Source organism: Pseudomonas sp. DCB_AW, from assembly GCF_026240895.1.
GTDB classification, from domain to species: Bacteria; Pseudomonadota; Gammaproteobacteria; order Pseudomonadales; family Pseudomonadaceae; genus Aquipseudomonas; species Aquipseudomonas kermanshahensis.
The window spans coordinates 226,184-245,352 of sequence record NZ_JAPFCE010000003.1 but is presented as its reverse complement, the minus strand read 5'-3'; the positions used below and the strand labels follow the sequence as shown (position 1 = coordinate 245,352).

The following is a 19,169-nucleotide window of genomic DNA, read 5'->3' as shown; positions in this document are numbered from 1 at the left end:
GTGTTTCCCCCGCGCTGACGTGGCATATCTGATGAAAATGGCCCCGGGCGTCAGCGGGCGCGTCACGCCTTGAGCTTTTGGGGATGCTTTGACCCCCACCGCGACGCTGGGCCGCTCCTAACCCATTACGCTACCCCGTGTAGGAGCGGCCTTGCGTCGCGATGGGCCGCAAAGCGGCCCCACCATTTCAGCGCCCACGCAAATACCGCAAGCGCATTGGCGCCATTCGCTGCCCTGCACTAGCGTTGTGCTATCCAGCCAGCCACTTGCCGTTCATGCGGAGCGAACACACAACATGCCGGATCTGCGCCCGAACCCGACGCTGAGCCTTGATTACCGTGCCGAACAGCCGATTTTCCAGGCCTTTGTGGAGCAGGCGAGTCGCTCGCCCGAGGCAACCGCGATCATTGCCCACGAAGCCACCTGCAGCTATCGACAACTTGAGCAGATCAGCCAGGGTATCGCCACGTACCTGCTCGAAAATGGCGCCATCGGTGCCGATCGGGTAGTGATTGTCGCAAGCCGCGGCGCGGCGCTGGTCTATGCCATGCTCGGCGCCTTGCGCGCCGGGCTGACCTTCACCGTCGCCGACGCCGCGTACCCGGCTGCACGTATCGGCCAGATCATCCGCACCCTCGAACCTACCTTTGTAGTGCGCTGTGGCGACGTCGAGGTCGAACCTGGCCGTGCGCACTGCGTGAACGTGCCGCACGCCCCCGCTGATGCCCTGCAACACTTCCCCAGCCTGTCAGCGCCCCTGCCCGCAGTCAGCCCTGCTCAGCCGGCCTACATCACCTTCACCTCGGGCAGCACTGGCGAACCGAAGGGCATCGTCACCCATCATGCGCCGCTGGTGCACTTCGTCGACTGGCACGTGCAGCAGCATGGTTTTACCCAGGATGACCGCTTTTCGCTGCTATCCGGCCTGGGCCACGACCCGGTTTACCGCGATGTGTTCACGCCGCTGTCGATTGGCGCCACCATCCTCTGCCCGGCCCAGTCCACCTTGTCCGACCCGTCGCGCCTGGCTGCGTGGATACACGACCACGGCGTGTCCGTCATCCACCTGACGCCGCCTTTGGGCAAACTGATCGAAACCGGCGCACGGATGAACGGGCTGCTGTTCGAACGCCTGCATTACCTGTTCTGGGGCGGTGATGCGCTCAGCCCTACGCTGTACCAGCAGATGTGTGCGATTGCGCCTCACGCCACCAGCGTGAACTTCTACGGCACCACCGAAACGCCACAGGCCATGGCCTTCCACGTGCTTGACCCGCACGCAGACAACAGCAAAATCCCGTTGGGCAAAGGCATAGGCGGCGCGCAGCTGTTGCTTGTCAACGAGGCCAACCACCTGGTCGAAGCCGGCGAAGTCGGGGAAATCCTGATCCGCAGCCCCTACCTGTCGCTGGGGTATTGGGGCGACCCGGCTCTGACCCAGGAAAAGTTCGTGGTAAACCCGTTCACCGGCGCCCCGGCCGACCGCTGCTACCGCACCGGCGACCTGGGCACGTATCTGGCCGATGGCAGCGCCACTTTTCTGGGGCGCGGCGACAGCCAGGTGAAAATCCGCGGCCATCGCATCGAACTGGCGGAGATCGAAAACGCCATCACTCGACTGCCGCGCATCAAGCAATGCGTGGTGCTGGCCAACCATGACAACGCAAGTGTCAGGCTGGTCGCCTATTGCGTCGCCGATCAGCCCATAGCGACCGCTGAACTGCGCCAAGCCATCGCAGGCATGCTGCCGGACTACATGGTGCCGGCGATGTTCCTGTTCGTGCCGAGCATTCCACTCACGCCCAACGGCAAAATCGACAAGCGCGCCTTGTCTGCGGCTTTCGATGACAGCGCCGCCAGCACCCCGCAGGCGCTGTCACCGCTGGCGTTGAAACTGACCGAGGCCTGGGCGCAGATACTGCAGGCTCCGCACATCGATGCACGCCTCACCTTCGTGGAGCTCGGCGGCGACTCGCTATCGTTCGTCCGCGCCTCGATGGTGCTGGAAGCGCTGATCGGCCACTTGCCGGATCGCTGGGAAATGATCCCGGTACAGGACCTGGCCGAACTGGCCGAACCAGGCACCCCGGCCAACACGTGGTCGATGCGGGTCATGGAAGTGCCGGTGTTCCTGCGCATGGTCGCCATTTTGCTGATTGTCGTCGGGCATTTGAATGTGTTTTCCGAGTGGCGGATTGCTGGCGAGACGTCGGTGCTGTTCCTGATCTCCGGCATCAGCCTAGCCAGGTTCCAGTTCAAGGCCATCGATGAGCGCGGCGATGCGCGCATGCTGCTCAAGTCCCTGGCCGCCATCGCGGTGCCGACGATTCTGTACACAGTACTGGTGCAGGCAGTGTTCGACCGAGTCCACTGGCAATCACTGCTGTTGATCTCCAACTGGTTCCCGCCCGACAAGGTCGGCGTGTTCAATTACTGGTACATCGAAGTGCTGGTGCAGATGCTGCTGATCCTCGGTGTCGTGTTGTCGATCAAGCGTGTGCGCAAGGCGATCATCGCCAACCCGTTCCCCTGCCTCATCCTTGCCTCGTGCGCACTGGTGGTGGCCGATGTGCTGCTCAGCCGCTTCGTGTTCGACACCACAGCCCTGCTCAACCGGGTACCTCAGCATTACTTGGCCGTGATGGTACTGGGCATGGCCATTCACTACGCTGATACGTCGCTGCGCAAAGCGGTCGCCAGTGCGGTGGCGCTGCTGCTGATTGCCGAGCTCGACCTGGTGGCCCTTGCCGGCCTCGGCTGGCAGGCGTTTGCCCGTTACATCGATATCGCCCTGCCGGCGATGCTGGCCTTGATCTGGTTCCGGTCCGTGCCCGTGCCGGGCGTGGTCGCCAGAGCGGGCGCGATGATCGCCTCGTCCACCTTGTTCATCTACCTGACGCACTTCCAGTTCCAGTCGCTGGCACGGCGCATCGTCGATCAGCCGTTGTTCGCGGTGGCCTTGGCCCTTGTTGGTGGCGTGCTGGTGACGTACTGCTGGAACACGCTGACCCGGCGAGTCATTACACGCGTTAGCGGGCGGCGCAAGACGCGTGGGACACAGGCCGTGGAACGCGCGACCTCCCCTTGAAGCGGTAACGCTGTCGGCCCGCTGGTCATTGCCAAGCCTGAAACAGTTTGCATAAAATGCGAACCATTAACATTTGCAACTCTTTCAGGCGGCATGGATGAGCACCCCGGACGTAGCCCTCAATACCCAAGTCACTCAGCTCTACCGCGCGCAGAGCAAGTGGCTGCACGGTTGGCTGACGCCCCGGGTCAACTGCACCCACCTGGCCGCGGACCTGGTGCAGGATGTGTTCGTTCGGGTGATGTCGGCCGCCGACGCTGCGGCCAAGCTCGAAGCGGTACGTGAGCCCAAGGGCTACTTGGCCACCATCGCCCGTCGCCTGATGATCGACCACCTGCGCCGCGTGCACCTGGAAAGGGCCTGGTTGCAGGTACTGGCCGAGCAACCCGAAGCGTTGGACATCTCGGCAGAACAGCGTGTTGCCCTGCTGCAGACCTTGTTCGAGCTCGATGCGATGCTGGCAGCGCTTGGCACCAAGGTGCGTGAGGCATTCTTGCTTTCGCAGGTCGATGGCCTGCCCTATAAACACATCGCCACCCAGTTGGGCATCTCTGAAGTGACGGTGCGCCGCTACGTTGCCAAGGCGGCCGAGCACTGCATGATCTACAGCCTGACGCACGGCCAGTGAGCATGGCGCTGAGTACCGAGCAACTCGCGGCCCTGCGCCAGGCCGCGCACTGGTACAGCCAGCTCAACAGCGGTGAAGCGCAGCCCAGCGAGTACAGTGCCTGGCAGGCGTGGCTGAACGCTACCCCGGTCAATGCCTGGGCCTGGCAGCAAGCCGAGCGCTTGCAGACACGCATGAGCACCCCCCATGCCCCGGCAACCACGCGGGTGTTGGCCGTGGCCGCACACGGCCGCCACGCCTCCCGCCGCCGTGTGGTCAAAGCCGGCCTGGTGTTGCTTGGGGGCAGTGCCCTGGGCTTGGGCAGCTATCGCGAAATGCAGCACGCGCCGCTGTTGCCAGACGTGCGCAGTGGCGTGGGCGAACAGCGCTGGCTGACCTTGAAAAACGGCAGCACGGTGCTGCTCAACACCGCCTCCTCCGTTGACATCGACGAGACCCGCGAACAGCCGTCGGTGCGGCTGCGCCAAGGCGAAATCATGGTCGAGGTGCCCGCGCAGCAACGCTGCAGCGTGGTGACCCGGCACGGCAGCGTAGAGGCTGGCCACAGCCGCTTTTCCGTGCGGCTGCTGGACGACGCCGGCAAGCTCGAGGTGTTTGGCCAACAAGCAAGCGTGGCGCTTGCCTCTGGCCAGGCGATGGCGCTGAACAGCGGCCAGAGCTGCCAGTTCAATGGCCAGGGCTTTTCTGCAGTGCAGGCCTTGGCCAGTGCCGCAGACGCCTGGAGCCGCGGCTTGCTGATCGTGAACGACCAGCGCCTCGACACCTTCATCAACGACCTCGCGCGCTATCGGCCCGGTTGGCTGCGCTGCGCGCCCTCAGTGGCAGGCCTGCGCATCAGCGGCACCTACCGGCTCAATGACACCGATCAGATACTGCGGGCGCTGACCACGTCCCTGCCGGTGCAGGTGCAGGCCCGCACCCGCTACTGGGTCACCGTCACCGCCGCATAAAAAAATGGCCAAGGCCTGATCACTTTGCTGCGGCTCATCCGACTCATAGGTAACCCCAGCCCTGGCTGACTCTTTACCTTTCAGAGAACAACGACGATGACCTGCCGCTTCACTCTCAGGCCGTTCAGCGCGCCAGACCTGCGCACCTGCCTGTTGCTGACTGCATTGCTCGGTGGGCCAGGCGCAGCCTGTGCCGCGCAAGTGCATGACTACCACCTGCCGCAGGGCGACCTGGGCGAGACACTGACCCGGTTTGCCGCAGCGTCTGGCATCGTCTTGTCGTTCGACACCCAATGGACGCGCGGCAAACGCTCCCCCGCCTTGAATGGCCAGTACCCGGTTGACCAGGCTCTGCAGATGCTGCTGAGCGGCACCGGCCTGCAGGCCGTACAGGAAAGCGACGGCCGCTACTCGCTGCTGCAAACCCACCAACAGGGTGACGTGGTGGAACTGGCCCCCAGCCGCATCGACGGCCAGGGCCTGGGCAACATCACCGAAGGCACTGGCGCCTACACCACCGGCGGTTCGACCACCGCGACCAAGCTGCCGCTGACCCTGCGCGAAACGCCGCAGTCCGTCAGCGTGATCACCCGCCAGGCGATCGACGATCACGGCTCGCAAGACATCGGCGAAGTGCTGCGCAATACGCCCGGGGTGTCGGTGCAGGCATATGACAGCGAACGCATGGAATACTCCGCACGCGGCTTTGCCATCACCAACTACCAGTACGATGGCGTCAACACCATCTATGACGGGGTCTATGACGAAGGTGCGACCCACGTCGACATGGCCGCCTACGATCGCGTCGAGGTCATCAAGGGCGCGACCGGGCTAATGACCGGCTCCGGTGACCCCTCCGCCACGGTCAACTTGATCCGCAAGAAGCCCACCCACGACTTCAAGGCCTCGATCACCGCCAGCGCCGGTTCCTGGGACAACTACCGCACCGAAGGTGATATTGCCGGCCCGCTCAACGCCAGCGGCAGCGTGCGCGGCCGCTTGGTCGGCGCGTACCAGGACCGCAAGTCTTACCTGGATCACTACAAACAGAAGAAGGACGTCTACTACGGCATTCTCGAAGCCGACCTGACGCCCGACACCCTGCTGACCTTCGGCATCGACAACCAGACCACCACGCCACGTGGCTCCTCCTGGACTGGCAACCCGACCTACTTTGCCGACGGCAGCCGCACCGACTTTTCGCGTTCGCACAACCCAGGTGCCGACTGGAGCCGCCGCGACTTCCAGTCCACCACCTACTTCGGCTCGCTGGAGCAGGCACTGGCCAATGACTGGAAGGTCAAGCTCAGCCTCAACCACATGATCAGCGACCATGATACCCGCCTGGCCTCAGCCAGCGGCGGCAACCCCAACCCCGCAACCGGCGAAGACATGTTCTTCTACTGGGGGCGCTGGGAAGGCCACCGCGTGCAGAACACCGCCGACCTGAATGTGTCCGGGCCCTTCACCCTGTTCGGCCGCCAGAATGACCTGGTCGCAGGCTTCATGACCTCGCATTCGCGCCAGACCGGCGACACCTTCGACGGCAGTGCCTTCGCCCAGGTACCGGGCTCGATCTTCGACTGGAACGGCAAGATTGCGGTACAGGACTTCCCGAAAAACGGCGACTACACCACCACCCAGAGCCAGAACGGCGCTTACGTGGCCACGCGCCTGAGGCCAACTGACAACCTGTCGCTGATCCTCGGCACCCGAGTCAGCACCTTCAAATACAACGACGATCAGGATTACTACCCGACCTCGTCCCTGGATGACACCCACGCCAGCTACAAGCAACACGGCGTCGTCACCCCCTATGCCGGCGTGGTCTATGACCTGGACGATACTTACTCGGTGTACGCCAGCTACACCTCGATCTACCAGCCGCAGGTGTACAAGGACGTCAATGGCGCCACCCTCGACCCGGTGGAAGGCGATGGTTATGAAGCGGGCCTGAAGGCGGCCTATTTCGATGGTCGGCTCAACGCTACCCTGGCGTTTTTCCGGATCGAACAAGACAACGTCGCCTCCTCCGTCGGCACCAACCCGGTCACCAACGAGGGCATCTACAAAGCGATCGACGGCGCCACGACCCAGGGCGTCGAACTGGAGCTGGCCGGTGAACTGGCCCCGGGCTGGAACATCACCGCCGGCTACACCTACGCCCGTACCCGCGACGCCGACGACAACCGCCTGTTCGGCTTCCCGCTGGCGACCACCAAGCCTGAGCATGTGGCGCGGCTGTTCAACACCTACCGGCTGCCCGGCGCGCTGGACCGTGTCACCGTCGGTGGTGGGCTACGTTGGCAGAGCGCGTTCTACGGCAATATCTACAGCCCGACGGCTGGCGACTACACGCGCATCAAGCAAGGGGGTTACACCTTGGTGGACCTGATGACCCGCTACCAGTACAGCGAGCACCTGAGCTTCACGGTCAATGCCAACAACGTGTTCGACAAGGTGTACCTGACCGGGCTGGGCAACTTCGACACCACCTACTACGGCGAGCCACGCAACCTGATGGTCACGACCCGCTGGGATTTCTGAGGCTGCGGGTGTAGGAGCAGCCTTGTGCTGCGAAGAGGCCGGTGCATAAGGCCTAGATGTGAGGGACCTGCACTGGCCTCTTCGCAGCGCAAGGCTGCTCCTACAAACAGCCCTAGGCCTGTCAGTTAGGGCCTAGGCCTGGGTGCTGACCATCCCACCCGCGCTGCTGCCACCGCTCTCTTGAAGCGCTTCGAGCAGTTGCGCGGTCGCCTGCATGATTTGCCCAGTCAGGGTGGCGATGCTGGCCTGCTTGGCGCTCACCGCAGCGGCCTTGGCAGTCTCTTCCATCTTCGATGCCATCAATGCGGCCAACTGCTTCTGCTCTTCAGCCAGCTGCTTTTGCAGTTCCTTGATCATCTGCCGCAACTGCTGCACCGCTGCCGACTCGTCGCTGCTCTCGCTGCCTTGGGCCGACTCCGCCTGGCCACCGCCACCCACCTTCAAGGTGTCGCCACTGATGCTCAAAGGCCCGCCTTTTTCGCTCTGCGCGGCCTGCTTGGCCTGCTCGCGCTCGGCGGCCGCCGCGGCGCTCATCGCCTGGGCGGAAACACCGTTGATGTGGAGGTTACTCAAAGATATTGCTGTCATGCCGATTCCCTGCCTTCAGGTGAGTCCTTGCCTTGACCCCCTATCGGCCGCCGGACGCAGTTCTTTAGCCAGCGGTGACAAAACCCTGTAACCCCACCAGTAAATTCCCCCTCGTGTGGCTCGTTCCAACACATGTACTTGCGCAGGAGCCGGAGCCCCGGCGGGCGTCCACATTCGACCATTCAGGGAATCGCAGCCATGAGCCAGTCCTCACAGCAGGAAACAATCAAAGATCTGATCGGCGTGGGCTTCGGCCCTTCCAACCTGGCCTTGGCCATCGCCCTGGAGGAGCTCGCTCAGTCCCAGGGCCATGCCCTGGACGCGCTGTTCATCGACAAGCAGAAAGACTACCGCTGGCACGGCGAGACACTGGCGACCCAGAGCGAGCTGCAGATTTCGTTTCTCAAGGACCTGGTCTCGCTGCGCAACCCGACCAGCCCTTACAGCTTCGTCAATTACCTGCACCAGAAGCAGCGCCTGGCCGACTTCATCAACCTCGGCACTTTCTATCCCTGCCGCCTGGAGTACAACGACTACCTGCGCTGGGCCGCCGAGCACTTCGCCACCCAGGCGGTGTATGGCGAAGAAGTGGTGCGCATCGAGCCCGAAGTGACGGCCGGCCGGGTCGAGCACCTGCGCTTGGTCTCGCGCGACCTGCAAGGCCGCGAATACAGCCGCCGCACCCGCTCGGTAGTGGTCGGCAGCGGCGGCACGCCGAAAATTCCGGAAAAGTTCGGCGCCTTCAAAGATGACCCACGCGTCTTCCACCACTCCCAGTACCTCAGCAGCCTGAACAAACTGCCGTGCACTGAAGGCAAGCCGATGCGCATCGCGGTGATCGGCTCTGGCCAGAGCGCCGCCGAGGCCTTCATCGACCTCAACGACAGCTACCCGTCGGTCAAGGTCGACATGATCCTGCGCGGCTCGGCACTCAAGCCGGCCGACGACAGCCCGTTCGTCAACGAGATTTTCTCCCCAGGCTATACCGACCTGGTCTACAACGAGCCGGCCGACCAACGCAGCAAGCTGCTGGGCGAGTACCACAACACCAACTACTCGGTGGTCGACCTGAACCTGATCGAACGCATCTACGGCATCCTCTACCGCCAGAAGGTCGCCCACCAGTTCCGTCACAACGTGCTGTGCCGGCGGCAGGTGGAAGCGGTGGTGGCCACCCGCGAAGGCCTGGAACTGACCCTGCGCGACCTCGCCACTGGCCAGCACCAGACCCACCGCTACGATGCGGTGATCCTGGCTACCGGCTACGAGCGCCGCTCGCACCGCGACCTGCTGGCACCACTGGCGGGTTACCTGGACGACTTCAGCGTCGACCGCAACTACCGGGTACTGGCCAGCCCAGACCTGCAGGCGTCGGTTTACCTGCAAGGTTTCTGCGAGAACAGCCACGGCCTGAGCGACACCTTGCTCTCGGTGCTGCCCGCCCGCGCCGCCGAGATCGGCCAGGCGCTGTACCAGGACCTGTCGCGCCTCAATGGCCGTTCGCAACCGGCTGTCGCCCTGACCAGCGCCTGATTCCCGCCTTTACTCGCCGGCCTGTCGCCCTGCGCGAAGGCCGGCTTGTGCTTTCTGAAACATTTGCTTGCATTTAAAACGGCAGGATTTCCATTCTCATTCGTCTTTATAAGTGCAGCCCTCTTGGTTGGGCATAAGCTCGACTACACATTTCAGAAGACGATCAGATGGCCAAATCCCCGAAAAAATCCAAATCCAAGTTGTGGTTCCTGGTCCACAGCTGGCTCGCCCTCCCGATCTGGTTCTTCGTGCTGATCGTCTGCTTTACCGGCATGCTCGCCGTGGTCAGCCAGGAGATTGTCTGGCTGGCCAACCCGGACGTGCGCGCCAGCAAGCCTGACGGCGATGCCGAACGCCTGAGTTACCAGCAGGTGCTCGATGCCCTGCACAAGGCCGAGCCGGACATGGCTGTGGAGTCGCTGAGGCAGCCGGATGGCTCGCACTTCGCCCTGACCGCCGATGTGACCTTCCCCGACGGCACCAGCCCAACGCTCTACGTCAACCCGTACACCGGGGCCATCCAGGGCAAGAGCCCGGACTTCAACTTCGAAGGCTTCACCCGCGCCTTGCATGGCTGGTGGCTGGTGCCCTTCACCAATGGCTTCAGCTGGGGTTGGTACTTGGTCTCGATCCTCGGCCTGCCGATGCTGGCCTCGCTGGTCACAGGCCTGGTGGTCTACAAGAAATTCTGGAAGGGCTTCTTCAAGCCCGTTCGCACCGGCCATGGCTCACGCATCTTCTGGGGTGACCTGCACCGGCTGGCCGGGGTTTGGTCGATCTGGTTCATCGCGGTCATTTCCATCACCGGTACCTGGTTCCTGATCCAAGCGATTTTGTTCGACAACAACATCAGCATCTCCAGCCGACCTATCGTACCGGTCATCGCCCGTGAGGATGTGCCGCAGACAGCCGATGGCAGCCAGGCACCGCGCATCGATGTGGATGAAGCGGCGCGCATCGCCGGCTTGGCGATCCCGGGCCTGGAGATCAGCTCCGTTTCGCTGCCGGCTACTGCCTACAGCCATGTCACCCTGGGTGGCCGCGGCTGGTACCCGCTGATGTTCCAGTCGGCCGCCGTCAACCCCTACACCAGCAACGTCGACAGCCAGTTCCTGATTAGCGACCGCTCTGCCCTGGAGTTTGTCACCGAGTCCATGCGCCCCCTGCACACCGGCGACTTTGGCGGCCTGGCGATCAAGCTGATCTGGTTCTTCTTTGGCCTGGTGCTCACCCTGATGGTGTTCAGCGGCCTGTTGATCTGGACTAAACGCACCGCCCAGGCGACCGCCGCCGCCCTCAAGCGCAGCGAGCGTGCGCCACGCGCGGCCAGCCGTGAAACCACCGTGGAGATCCGCCCATGAGCCAGGCCAAGACCCTGCCCGCCAGCCCGCTCAAGCAGTGGTGGCTGAAATGGCGCTTCCACCTGAACATCCTGCTGATCCTCATCCCGCTGGGTTTCATGCCCAAGTACTTCGAAAACGCCAGGCTGTTCCGTGGCGACGCCGGGCTGGGGGCGAACGTGATCAGCGACATCCAGGTCGGCCCCTACAGCCTGAACTTGGCCGAACTGCGCGACGAGGCACCACGCGCCGACGGCCCGGCCGGCCATTTCAAGTCGTTCAGCGCCTCGCTGTGCAAGGCCTGCATCAATGACGTCAAGGCCGTCTACCTGCGCATCGGCAAACCGCGCAGCCTGCGCGCTGCTGGCACCATTTTCTTCGGCGCTCCGTACCGCATGGGCACCAACCTGCTGATACCGCCGCGCACCCAGCCTGATGCACAGATCTGGATCACCCTCGAAGGCTGGGACGGCAGCATGCACCAGGCTTCGGTCCCCCTGGCCAAGGCATCGCCCGCCACCGTGGCCTGGCTCGAGAAACAAGGAGGCAAGAAATGAAACACCTGATGCGTAAGCTCGCCCTGCCCTTGCTGGTACTGGCCGCCGGCCCTGCCCTGGCCCACAACCCGATGTGCGAATGCGAAGAAGTGGCCAGCGGCCAGGTCAAATGCACCGGCGGTTTCTCGGATGGCAGCGGCGCCCCTGGGGTGACCCTGGATGTGATCGGCTATGACGAGCAGGTGCTGGTCGGCGGCAAGCTCGGCGACGACTCGACCCTCACCTTCAAACGCCCCGACGGTGAGTTCTACGTGCTGTTCGATGCAGGCCCTGGGCATGTCGTCGAAGTCGACTACGCCGACATTGCCCAACCATGAACAGCCCGGCCATGAATAGCCCAGCCATGAATAGCCCAGCCATGAACCGCGCCCAGGTAGTCCGCCCGGCCGGCGCCGGCCACGAAACCCTGTACGTGCTGCTGGTCAGCCTGCTGATCGTGGTGCTTGCCGCCACGGTGGTGATGCTGCGTGGCGAACGCGAGGACGAACAGACCATCGCCAGCCACCAGATCGACGCCCGCCGCGACCTGACCCCCGCCGAACAAGGCCTGTACACCGACCTGCGCGTGGCCTTCGACGAGATCCAGTTGCTGCGCGAGGAAACCGCCGCCGTGCCCAGCGTACAAGCCCTGGCCGACGACGGCTTGCCACCTTTTGTGGTCGATGCGGGCAGCCAGAGCCGCGGTGGCCACCAGTGGTCGTGGCTGGCAACTGGCGCCTACCTGGGCCGCAGCCAGGCCCCTCAGGTGGCCGGCAGCCTGCTGCTGATTCTACCTGACGACAGCACTGGCCAGCCGGATGTGTGGCTACGCCGCGACAGCGCCGCCGTTACGCCGGACGACCTGGGCCATGCCGCCCTGATCGCCGCTGGCTGGCAACAGGTGGTCAGCCACTACGACGCCGGGGTCACCCGCGAACACCGTCACTGAACCCAAGGACTCCCCCATGTTCCGCTCCGCCCTCGCCCTGCTCCTGGCCCTTGCCCTGCCGGCACTGGCCCTGGCCGATAACGGCAAGCCACTGCGCATCGGCATTACCCTGCACCCGTACTACAGCTACGTCAGCAACATTGTCGGTGACAAGGCCGAAGTGGTGCCGCTGATCCCGGCGGGCTTCAACCCGCATGCCTACGAGCCGCGCGCGGAGGACATCAAACGCATCGGCACGCTGGACGTGGTGGTGCTCAACGGTGTGGGCCATGACGACTTCGCCGACCGCATGATCGCGGCCAGCGAAAAACCCGGCATCGCCACCATCGAGGCCAACCAGAATGTGCCGTTGCTAGCCGCCACCGGCATCGCCGCGCGTGGCGCCGGCAAGGTGGTCAACCCGCACACTTTCCTGTCGATCAGCACCACCATCGCCCAGGTCAACAACATTGCCCGCGAACTGGGCAAGCTCGACCCGGACAACGCCAAGTTCTACACGCAAAATGCCCGCGCCTATGCTAAACGCCTGCGCGCCCTGCGCGCCGAGGCCCTGGCCAAGGTCACCGAAGCGCCCAGCGCGACCTTCCGCGTGGCGACCATCCATGCGGCCTACGACTACCTGGTGCGTGACTTTGGCCTGGAGGTCACTGCAGTGGTCGAACCGGCGCACGGCATCGAGCCAAGCCCGGCCCAGCTGAAAAAGACCATCGACCAGCTCAAGGCGCTGGACGTGAAAGTGATCTTCTCGGAGATGGACTTCCCGTCCGCCTACGTCGAGACCATTCAGCGCGAATCGGGCGTGCGCCTGTACCCGCTGACGCATATTTCCTACGGTGACTACACCAAGGAAAAGTACGAAGTGGAGATGAAGCGCAACCTCGATACCGTGGTCCGCGCCATCCAGGAGAACCGCGCATGACCGCCGCCGCCCACCTCGCCGCGGCCAATGGGCCGCGCATCGAGTTTGCCGGCATCGACCTGACCTTGGGCCGCACCCGCATTCTCGAACAGGTCAGCTTCAGCGTGGCGGCCGGCAGCGTGCATGCGATCGTCGGCCCCAACGGCGGCGGCAAAAGCTCGCTGATCAAGACCCTACTCGGGCAGATGCCGCACCAGGGCCAACTGACCCTGCACTGGCCGAGCCCCCACGAAGTGATCGGCTACGTGCCCCAGGCGCTAGAGTTCGACCGTGGCCTGCCGATGACCGTGGACGACTTCATGGCCGCCATGTGCCAGCGCCGGCCCGCCTTCCTCGGCCTGTCACGCCGCGTGCAACCGGCCATCGATGCCGCGTTGGCCCGGGTCGGCATGCTCGACAAGCGCAAGCGGCGCATGGGCGCGCTGTCCGGCGGTGAACGCCAGCGCGTGCTGCTGGCACAGGGGTTGATTCCCGAGCCGCAACTGCTGGTGCTGGATGAACCCATGTCGGCCCTCGACGAAGCGGGCATTCAGGTGTTCGAGCAGCTGCTGCACGGCTGGCGCCAGGCTGGCACCACCGTGTTGTGGATCGAGCACGACCTGGAGGCCGTGCTGCGCCTGGCCGACCGGGTCACTGGCCTGAGCCGCCAGGTGCTGTTCGACGCCCCACCCGCACAGGCCCTGACCCCAGAGCGCCTGCTTGGCCTGTTCTCCGTTCACCCGCGCAGCGAGAGCCTTGCCTCATGAGTTTTGAAGCATTTCGCCAACTGGTCCAGGAATGGGCCAACACCGGCTACCTGCCCGAGGCGCTGGCCTACGGGTTTGTGGTCAATGCCCTGTTGGCCGGCCTGATGATCGGCCCGGTGCTGGGCGGCTTGGGCACCCTGGTGGTGGTCAAGCGCTTTGCCTTCTTCTCCGAGGCGGTCGGCCATGCCGCGCTTACGGGGGTTGCCATTGGCATCCTGCTGGGCGAGCCGTATACCGGCCCTTACGGCAGCCTGTTCGGTTACTGCCTGCTGTTCGGCATCTTGCTCAACTTCCTGCGTAACCGCACCGGGTTGTCGCCGGATACGCTGATCGGCGTGTTCCTGTCGGTGTCCCTGGCCCTGGGTGCGAGCCTGCTGCTGATGCTGGCGGGCAAGATCAACGTGCACATCCTCGAAAACGTGCTGTTCGGCTCGGTACTGACGGTCAGCGCCCAGGACCTGGTGGTGTTGGGTATCGTCGCGGTGCTGGTGCTGGCGCTGGCCTTGCCGCTGTACAACCGCATCATGCTGGCCAGTTTCAACCCGCAACTGGCGGCGGTACGCGGGGTGGCGGTGAAGACCCTGGACTACCTGTTCGTGGTGCTGGTGACCCTGGTCACGGTGGCGTCGGTGAAGGTGATCGGGGCGATTCTGGTCGGTGCGCTGCTGGTGATTCCGGCGGCTGCGGCACGCCTGGTCAGCCAGTCGCTCAAGGGCTTTTTCTTCATTTCGGTGCTGATCGCCACGCTGAGCACCCTGCTCGGCATCTTGTTGCCGATCGTTTGCGACCTGCCGGTACCTTCCGGCGCTGCGATCATTCTGGTCGCCGGCATTTGCTTCGCCTTGGCCGCACTGGCCCGCGCGCTTGTTCCACGCCTGCAAGGAAACCCGGCATGAACCTGAAACAGCTGACCTTGGCACTGACCCTGGCGGGCCTGCCTTCGCTCTCTTTTGCCACGCAAGTGCTCACCACCTTGCCGGTGACCCACAGCCTGGCCACGGCCCTGCTCGACGGCACTTCGGTGCAGCTCAAGCGCGCAGCGCCTGCCAACCTGCCGGCCAGCCGCCAGCCTTCGTACTTCAGCAGCCGCGGCGGCGAAAGCCTGGCAAACGCCGCGCAACAGGCCGACGCAGTCATCGGGGTGCGCTCGATATGGCGTGACGACCCGCTCTACCCGATGGCCCGGCGCAGCAATATCCGCATCGTCGAAATTGATGCAGCGCGCCCGGTGGACGGCGCCTTGCCAGGGATTGCGGTGACCGGCGACGACGCCTACGGCGCCTACCCGTGGCTGAACCCGACCAACCTTGGGCGCATGGCCGATGTGGTGGCCAATGACCTGGAACGGTTGTCGCCGGCCGACAAGGCGAAGATCCAGGGCAACCTGGCCGGCCTCAAGCGCCAGCTGCTGGAGCTGACGGCCAGCAGCCAGACCCAGCTGGCCGAGGTAGACAACTTGACCGTGGTCAGCCTGTCCGAGCGCTTGGGCTACCTGGCCAGCGGGTTGAACCTGGATGTGGTGGAGCAGGCGCTGCCGGCCGAGGGCAAGTGGGATGCGGCGGCGCTCAAGGCGCTGGGGGAAAACCTGAAAAGTCAGGACGTGGCATTGGTGCTGGACCATCGCCAGCCGGAGCCAGCGGTGGCTGAGGTGATCAAGGCTGCAGGGGCTCGGTTGGTGGTGGTGAACAGTGATGCCGATGATGCGGTGGCCGGGTTGAAGGCCAGTGTTGACCAAGTGGTTGGCGCCTTGAGCGAAAGCTGATGCCGCCTGTACTGGCCTCTTCGCGGGTAAACCCGCTCCCACAGGTCTCTGTCGGTGAGGGGCCTGGCCGGGAAGAGGCCTGTACAGGCCATCGACATTCAGCGCTTCATGCACCGCTGATATCGCTCATCCACCCTGCCCGCAAACCACGCGGTGGTGAGCTTGCGGGTAATCTTCGGGCTCTTCAGCTCGATCCCCGGCAAGACCGCACGCGCCACCGGTTTGCCTGCCGCCGCATCCGCCAGCTCGAACACACCGCTGTACAGCTTGCTGTCTTCAAAGGCCAGGCTGTCACCCGACTCCAGCTGGCTGCGAATCTGTGGGTTGCGCAAACCGAGCTTCACCCCCAATTTGCGCGCCGCCAGCTCGGTGGTACCGGGCATGATCGCGCCGGGGGCAATCAGGTCGCCATCCAGCGCCAGGCTGGTGCCCGTCACCTTGCTCAGCACCGCCTGGAACGCCGCATTGCGGCTGGCGTACCAGCCTGCATTGAAATCAGCGAAGCGGTACAGCTGGCGATCGTAATGCGCCGGGTAGCCCAGCAGGTGGGCAATGCCGAAATACAGGCCGCCACGGCGGCTGAACACTTCCTGGCGGATCGTGCCGTCATAGCTGTAGGGGTAGTCCTTGGCGTGCTTTTCGGCGAAGTCGATGCTGACCTGCATCGGCCCGCCGGTGTGCACCGGGTTGAGCCCGCCCAGCAAGGTCTTACCCAGTGGCAGGCGGGCGATGACTTCGTCGTACAGCGCACTCAGTTGCTTCTCGCTGCGCACGGCCAGCAGCCGCTGCTGGTAGCTCTGGCCGTTACCGGAAGGCGTCGTTAGCGCGCCATCCACCAGCAGGCGGGGAATGTGCAGGCGCGCGGCGCGGCGGTCGATTTCGTCGCGGGCGATGCGCCCGAGGTTGGGCACCTGTGGGTCGGCGTTGAAGGTCGACTCCTGCTCGGTCACCGCCAGTACAGCGCACAGGTTGCTTTTGCTAGGCGCAATGCGCTGGGCTTCGAAGGCCTGTTGAATGTCCTTGGCCCAGCCTGCACGGTCTTTGGCTTGCGCGGGTAATAAGCGCATCAGTTGGGCGCGCACCTTGGCAGGGTCCGCTTCAGGCTCTTCTTCACGACGCCCCGCGCAGCCTTGCAGCAGCGCCAGGGCCATCAGGGCCGTCGCCAGTAACCGCGCGTTCAGGGCTGCTCACCGACCAGGTAGGTCTTGCTGATATGGCGGAACTGCGGGTGGCTGGCACTGCCCATCAGTTCGAACAGCACCATCTCACGGGTGACGATGTGCGCCCCGGCTGCGCGCATGCGCGCCAGGCCCGCTGCCTTGCTGGCTGCGGTGCGGCTGTCACAGGCATCCTCGACCACGAACACCTGCTTGCCCAACGCCAGCAGGCCGAGCACGGTTTGCAGCACACAGACGTGGGTTTCCATGCCGCAGACGATCACCTGCTCACGTGCCATCAAACTGGCCGGCAAGCACTCGGCGGCCACACAGGAGAAATGGCTTTTTTCCACTACCTGGGCAGCAGGCGCTGCAGCGGTCAGTTCCGCCACGGTAGGGCCAAGCCCTTTGGGGTACTGTTCGGAAATGACCGTCGGCAGTTCCAGCTCCGCAGTCGCCGCCAGCAACCAGCGCGCTCGCGCCCGAGTGCCTTCGGGGTCGCTCATGGCGCCGATGAGTTTTTCCTGGATGTCGACGACCAGCAGCGTGGCCTTGTGTGGATCGATCAGCATTGTCTGCCCCTTGCCTGGGAAAAGGCCTAGCCTCCCCCAGGCAAGCGGTGACGTCAATCAGGCCGAAAGCCGATGTGGCTCAAGCGACGCGGCCAGCACGCCGAGCACACGGTCTTCGTGTTCGTGGATGAAGAAGTGGCTGCCGGGGAATATTTCCAACGAAAAGTCGCCCAGGGTTTCCTTGCGCCAGGCCAGCAGTTGCTCCTCGCTGGCCCGGTCGTCTTCGCCGCCCAGCACGTGCAGCGGGCATTGCAACGCTGGCCGCTGACGATAGGCATAGCGGCCGCACAGCAAAAAGTCGGCGCGCAGGATCGGCAAGGTCAGGCTCATCAACTCGGCATTGCCCAGCACTTCCTCTGGCGTACCGTTGAGTTCGCGCAATTCGCTGATCAGCTCATCGTCGCGCTTTGGGTCGCGCCAATTCTTACCATCGTAGTCTTCGCGCCGGGTGGGGGCGGCGGTGCCGCAGGCGAACAACGCTAACGGCGGCGCACACCCCAGCGCCTGTAGCTCATGGGCCAGCTCGAAGGCCAGCAGCGCGCCCAGGCTATGACCGAGCAAGGCATACGGCGCGCTGGCGGCCAGGCGTTGCTCGGCCGCCAATTGCCGGGCGAGCGCCTGCATGTCGGTCTGCAGCGGTTCGCCCATGCGCGCACCGCGCCCAGGCAGTTCCACCGGCCGCACCTGCAGCCAGGCCGGCAGCTTACGCCGCCAGCGGCTGTAAACCATGGCGCTGGCCCCGGAGTACGGCAGGCACAGCAGGTTCAGTGAGGTCACTGCGCTGCGGCTTCGGCCATCTTCTGGCGCAGGCTCAGCGGGCGCATGTCGGTCCAGACCTCGTCGATGTAGGCCAGGCAGTCTTTTTTCAGGCCACTCTTGCCTACTGCTCGCCAGCCATTGGGGATTGCCTTGTAGTCGGGCCAGATCGAGTACTGCTCTTCGTGGTTGACCACTACCTGGAACTGGATATCGTCGCGGTCGAATACGGAAGTCATTGCCTGTCTCCTTGAGTGATAGGTGCCGGTACGCGCTTGGCGTAGGACGGTTCTCAAGTAGACGTAAGGCGGTGCGGGAAAATTAGGGGGTGATTGAAAGGGGCATGGCGTTGTTTTTGCAGCGCCTGGGAGATCGAGCGCCGCGCGGGCGGCGCTCGATCTCCCAGGCGCCAAAGCAATAAAGACATGCCCTGTAACCCATCCCCTCACGCCCCCCGCAGCAAGTCATGGTCATCCAGCAACCGATAAGCCACCTGCGGATTACGCTCCAACCCCCGCCGAATCGCCGCCGGTATCAACTGCCGGGTCTTGCGGCAAAGCCCCGGTTGTTCATCCAGCTCGATGACGATCCCGCGCATGGTCCGCACCTCATTGAACCCCGGGGCAATGTGCACACGGATGCCAAGGTTTTCATACATCCGCTGTTGCAGGCGCTGCAGGTCTTCCAGGTCCTTGAGGTTCTCCAACCGCTCGAGCAGGCGCTTCTCCTCCTGCCGCGTGAGCAGGAGGATGCGCTGCGCCGCTGACGGCTGCTCGGCCAGGTGCTCGCGGCCGCAGTTACAGGCGCCAGGGGGGCACGGTTGGCGAAGGTTGGGTGGTGTGCTCATGGGGCAAGCATAGCCTTCTTCGCCATCAAGCCCCAATTCGAACCTGTTAGGGCCAAAAGGGCCGCTGCGCGCCCCATCGCCGGCAAGACAGTTGCTCCCACGAGAATGCGCGGTTCTTGTGGGAGCCGGCTTGCCGGCGATGGGCTGCACAGCAGCCCCAGTGCCTCAAAATCCAATTTATTTCCTGCCAGGCAAAAAAATTTCACAAAGCGCTAGACCTGAACCCATCACTTCGCCTATAAATCGCCCAA

At 64.0% G+C, this 19,169-nt stretch carries 19 protein-coding genes; 13 read left to right on the top strand and 6 right to left on the bottom strand.

Features of this window, described 5'->3' with window-relative positions; all coding sequences use genetic code 11:
* Window positions 1–295: 295 nt before the first annotated feature.
* The 4 genes from OO306_RS04370 to OO306_RS04355 all read left to right on the top strand — a co-directional run bounded on the left by OO306_RS04370 (window position 296) and on the right by OO306_RS04355 (window position 7,213).
* Window positions 296–3,088: an amino acid adenylation domain-containing protein gene (locus OO306_RS04370; protein WP_265967849.1), complete on the top strand. Its 2,793-nt coding sequence runs from the start codon at window positions 296–298 to the stop codon at window positions 3,086–3,088.
* 97 nt (window positions 3,089–3,185) lie between these two features.
* Complete coding sequence (locus OO306_RS04365; RefSeq protein ID WP_027596201.1) at window positions 3,186–3,716, top strand: sigma-70 family RNA polymerase sigma factor; 531 nt, start codon at window positions 3,186–3,188, stop codon at window positions 3,714–3,716.
* A 2-nt stretch (window positions 3,717–3,718) separates the two neighbouring features.
* Entirely contained in the window at window positions 3,719–4,666 is a 948-nt protein-coding gene (locus OO306_RS04360) for a FecR domain-containing protein (RefSeq protein ID WP_265967848.1), read from the top strand.
* A gap of 96 nt (window positions 4,667–4,762) precedes the next feature.
* Window positions 4,763–7,213 (top strand): TonB-dependent receptor, encoded by a 2,451-nt coding sequence (locus OO306_RS04355; protein WP_265967847.1) that lies wholly within the window; start codon window positions 4,763–4,765, stop codon window positions 7,211–7,213.
* 132 nt (window positions 7,214–7,345) lie between these two features.
* Here OO306_RS04355 and OO306_RS04350 read toward each other — a convergent pair whose 3' ends face one another.
* Window positions 7,346–7,801 carry a hypothetical protein gene (locus OO306_RS04350; protein WP_027596198.1) on the bottom strand — a complete coding sequence of 152 codons (456 nt, stop codon included), beginning with the start codon at window positions 7,799–7,801 and terminating at the stop codon, window positions 7,346–7,348.
* A 198-nt stretch (window positions 7,802–7,999) separates the two neighbouring features.
* Between OO306_RS04350 and OO306_RS04345 the strand changes: the two genes are divergently transcribed.
* The 9 genes from OO306_RS04345 to OO306_RS04305 all read left to right on the top strand — a co-directional run bounded on the left by OO306_RS04345 (window position 8,000) and on the right by OO306_RS04305 (window position 15,586).
* Entirely contained in the window at window positions 8,000–9,334 is a 1,335-nt protein-coding gene (locus tag OO306_RS04345) for a lysine N(6)-hydroxylase/L-ornithine N(5)-oxygenase family protein (RefSeq protein ID WP_238211250.1), read from the top strand.
* A gap of 167 nt (window positions 9,335–9,501) precedes the next feature.
* On the top strand, window positions 9,502–10,695 hold the full coding sequence (locus OO306_RS04340; RefSeq protein ID WP_027596196.1) for a PepSY domain-containing protein: 1,194 nt from the start codon (window positions 9,502–9,504) through the stop codon (window positions 10,693–10,695).
* Window positions 10,692–11,231 (top strand): hypothetical protein, encoded by a 540-nt coding sequence (locus OO306_RS04335; RefSeq protein WP_027596195.1) that lies wholly within the window; start codon window positions 10,692–10,694, stop codon window positions 11,229–11,231. The genes OO306_RS04340 and OO306_RS04335 overlap by 4 nt, the downstream gene beginning before the upstream one ends.
* Complete coding sequence (locus OO306_RS04330; protein ID WP_027596194.1) at window positions 11,228–11,548, top strand: hypothetical protein; 321 nt, start codon at window positions 11,228–11,230, stop codon at window positions 11,546–11,548. The genes OO306_RS04335 and OO306_RS04330 overlap by 4 nt, the downstream gene beginning before the upstream one ends.
* A gap of 41 nt (window positions 11,549–11,589) precedes the next feature.
* A complete protein-coding gene (locus OO306_RS04325) occupies window positions 11,590–12,159 on the top strand; it encodes a DUF6162 family protein (RefSeq protein ID WP_099428923.1) in 570 nt (189 codons plus the stop codon).
* 16 nt (window positions 12,160–12,175) lie between these two features.
* Entirely contained in the window at window positions 12,176–13,078 is a 903-nt protein-coding gene (locus OO306_RS04320) for a metal ABC transporter substrate-binding protein (protein ID WP_027596192.1), read from the top strand.
* Window positions 13,075–13,824, top strand: a complete 750-nt coding sequence (locus OO306_RS04315) for a metal ABC transporter ATP-binding protein (RefSeq protein ID WP_027596191.1) — start codon at window positions 13,075–13,077, stop codon at window positions 13,822–13,824. Before OO306_RS04320 ends, OO306_RS04315 begins: the two co-directional genes overlap by 4 nt.
* Window positions 13,821–14,720 carry a metal ABC transporter permease gene (locus OO306_RS04310; protein ID WP_027596190.1) on the top strand — a complete coding sequence of 300 codons (900 nt, stop codon included), beginning with the start codon at window positions 13,821–13,823 and terminating at the stop codon, window positions 14,718–14,720. Before OO306_RS04315 ends, OO306_RS04310 begins: the two co-directional genes overlap by 4 nt.
* Window positions 14,717–15,586: a metal ABC transporter solute-binding protein, Zn/Mn family gene (locus tag OO306_RS04305; RefSeq protein WP_027596189.1), complete on the top strand. Its 870-nt coding sequence runs from the start codon at window positions 14,717–14,719 to the stop codon at window positions 15,584–15,586. The genes OO306_RS04310 and OO306_RS04305 overlap by 4 nt, the downstream gene beginning before the upstream one ends.
* 98 nt (window positions 15,587–15,684) lie before the next feature.
* On the opposite strand, the gene OO306_RS04300 is transcribed toward OO306_RS04305, so the two are convergent.
* The 5 genes from OO306_RS04300 to OO306_RS04280 form a co-directional block, all read right to left on the bottom strand.
* Window positions 15,685–16,737 (bottom strand): DUF1615 domain-containing protein, encoded by a 1,053-nt coding sequence (locus OO306_RS04300; RefSeq protein WP_265967846.1) that lies wholly within the window; start codon window positions 16,735–16,737, stop codon window positions 15,685–15,687.
* A 26-nt stretch (window positions 16,738–16,763) separates the two neighbouring features.
* Window positions 16,764–17,315: a hydrolase gene (locus OO306_RS04295; RefSeq protein ID WP_265967845.1), complete on the bottom strand. Its 552-nt coding sequence runs from the start codon at window positions 17,313–17,315 to the stop codon at window positions 16,764–16,766.
* A gap of 57 nt (window positions 17,316–17,372) precedes the next feature.
* Window positions 17,373–18,092, bottom strand: a complete 720-nt coding sequence (locus tag OO306_RS04290) for a thioesterase II family protein (protein WP_099428917.1) — start codon at window positions 18,090–18,092, stop codon at window positions 17,373–17,375.
* Entirely contained in the window at window positions 18,089–18,310 is a 222-nt protein-coding gene (locus OO306_RS04285) for an MbtH family protein (protein ID WP_003256222.1), read from the bottom strand. Before OO306_RS04285 ends, OO306_RS04290 begins: the two co-directional genes overlap by 4 nt.
* A 206-nt stretch (window positions 18,311–18,516) precedes the next feature.
* The gene (locus OO306_RS04280; protein WP_027596185.1) at window positions 18,517–18,918 is read right to left on the bottom strand and encodes a hypothetical protein; all 402 of its coding nucleotides are present in this window, start codon (window positions 18,916–18,918) and stop codon (window positions 18,517–18,519) included.
* Window positions 18,919–19,169: the final 251 nt, after the last annotated feature.